At 72.9% G+C, this 1698-nt stretch carries 1 protein-coding gene; it reads left to right on the forward strand.

Annotated elements, in window-relative coordinates; translation table 11 throughout:
• On the forward strand, window positions 1–1201 hold a 1201-nt coding region (locus ABZU52_RS32400), incomplete at its 5' end, for a molybdopterin-dependent oxidoreductase (RefSeq protein WP_354974713.1).
• Between the last annotated feature and the right edge of the window lie 497 nt (window positions 1202–1698).

Here is a 1698-nt window from a genome sequence, read left to right on the forward strand (position 1 = left end):
CGCGCCCGGCGCGGTGCCGCCGGCCGGCTCGGGGTCAGAGTCGTGGGACGAGCCGCCGACGGGGGCCTCCCCAGCAACCGAGAGCCGGCCGGTCACTCCTGCCGGACCGCCGGCGGCGGTCGAGGGGGTCGACCCGGAGTCACGGCGGCGGTTCCTCACCGGGAGCGGGGTGCTGCTCGGCACGGCCGTGGTGGCCGGTCTCGGCGGACGCTGGCTGGCGGGCCGGCGCGGCGTCTCCGCGGCCCGGGATGCGATCCGCCTGCCCGCGCCGGCCGCCCCCGCACCGGCTGTGCCGGCCGGCGCGGACCTCTCGCTGACCCAGGTCGCGCCGTACGTCAGCTCGAATTTCGGTTTCTACCGGATCGACACCGCGCTGGTGGTGCCCCAGGTCGACCCGGACACCTGGCGACTGCGGATCCACGGGCGGGTCGGCAGGGAACGCACCTACAGCTACGCGGATCTGCTGGCCCGACCGCTGGTCGAGCGGTACGTCACGCTTGCCTGCGTCTCCAACGAGGTGGGTGGGGACCTGATCGGCAATGCCCGCTGGCTCGGCGTACCCCTGCGGGAACTGCTGGACGAGGTCGAGCCGGACGACGACGCCGACCAGGTCGTTGGTCGGTCGGTCGACGGCTGGACCTGCGGTACCCCCACCGGCGCGCTGCGCGACGGACGGGACGCGCTGCTCGCCGTTGGGATGAACGGTGAGCCGCTGCCGGTCGAGCACGGCTTCCCGGTCCGGATGGTGGTGCCGGGCCTCTACGGCTACGTGTCAGCCTGCAAGTGGGTGACCGAACTTGAGCTGACCCGGTTCGCTGACTTCGACGCGTACTGGGTGCCGCGCGGCTGGTCCCGCGAGGGGCCGATCAAGACCCAGTCGCGGATCGACACGCCCCGGAGGCGCAACCGGCTGACCGCCGGACCGGTGACCGTCGCCGGCGTGGCCTGGGCGCAGCACCGAGGCATCCGTCGAGTCGAGGTACGCGTCGACGACGGCCAGTGGCAGGAGGCCGAGCTGGCCCCGACCGTGTCGGTGGACACCTGGGTGCAGTGGTCCTGGCGCTGGGACGCCACGCCGGGCGAGCACCGGCTCCAGGTCCGAGCGACGGACGCAACAGGCGAAACCCAGACCGAACGCAAGCAGGACGTCGTCCCGGACGGCGCCACCGGTTGGCACACGGTCACCGTCACCGTCCGCTGATCCACCGCACAGCGCCGCCACCCGGGTCGTCGAGAGCTCTGACGGCGGCGGGCTATGCGCCTGGCGGGCCCTGCGGGTGAGTGCAGTGTGTTTGGCAGCCTGCCCTGCGGGTGGGTGGGCGCGTTGGCGGCGTCCCCCGCGGGCCCGGTGGTTGGGTGTTCGTGACCTGGCTTGCGGGCTCGGGGGGGTGTCTGTGACCTGGTATCCGGGCTCGTGGGTTGGGTGTCTGTGACCTGGTTTGCGGGCTCGGCGGCCTGGCCCGCGAGGTGGCCTGCGGGCTCGGCGGCCTGGCCCGCGACCGGGCCTGCTGACCCCGCGACTGCCCTTCGGGTCGGCGGGCCAGCGGACCAACCGGTGATACCCCGGACCGTGCACGCAGATCTTGGACAGTTTCCGTTAGCTGGGAACGGAAAGTGTCCAAGATTGGTAAGCGAATGCGGGTTGGAGGACGCCATGCGCTGTGGTGGGCAGTGCGGCGTCCGCGGCGTGGGCCCAGT

Origin of the sequence: Micromonospora sp. NPDC005220 (genome assembly GCF_040607895.1) — a bacterium.
Classification (GTDB): Bacteria; Actinomycetota; Actinomycetes; order Mycobacteriales; family Micromonosporaceae; genus Micromonospora.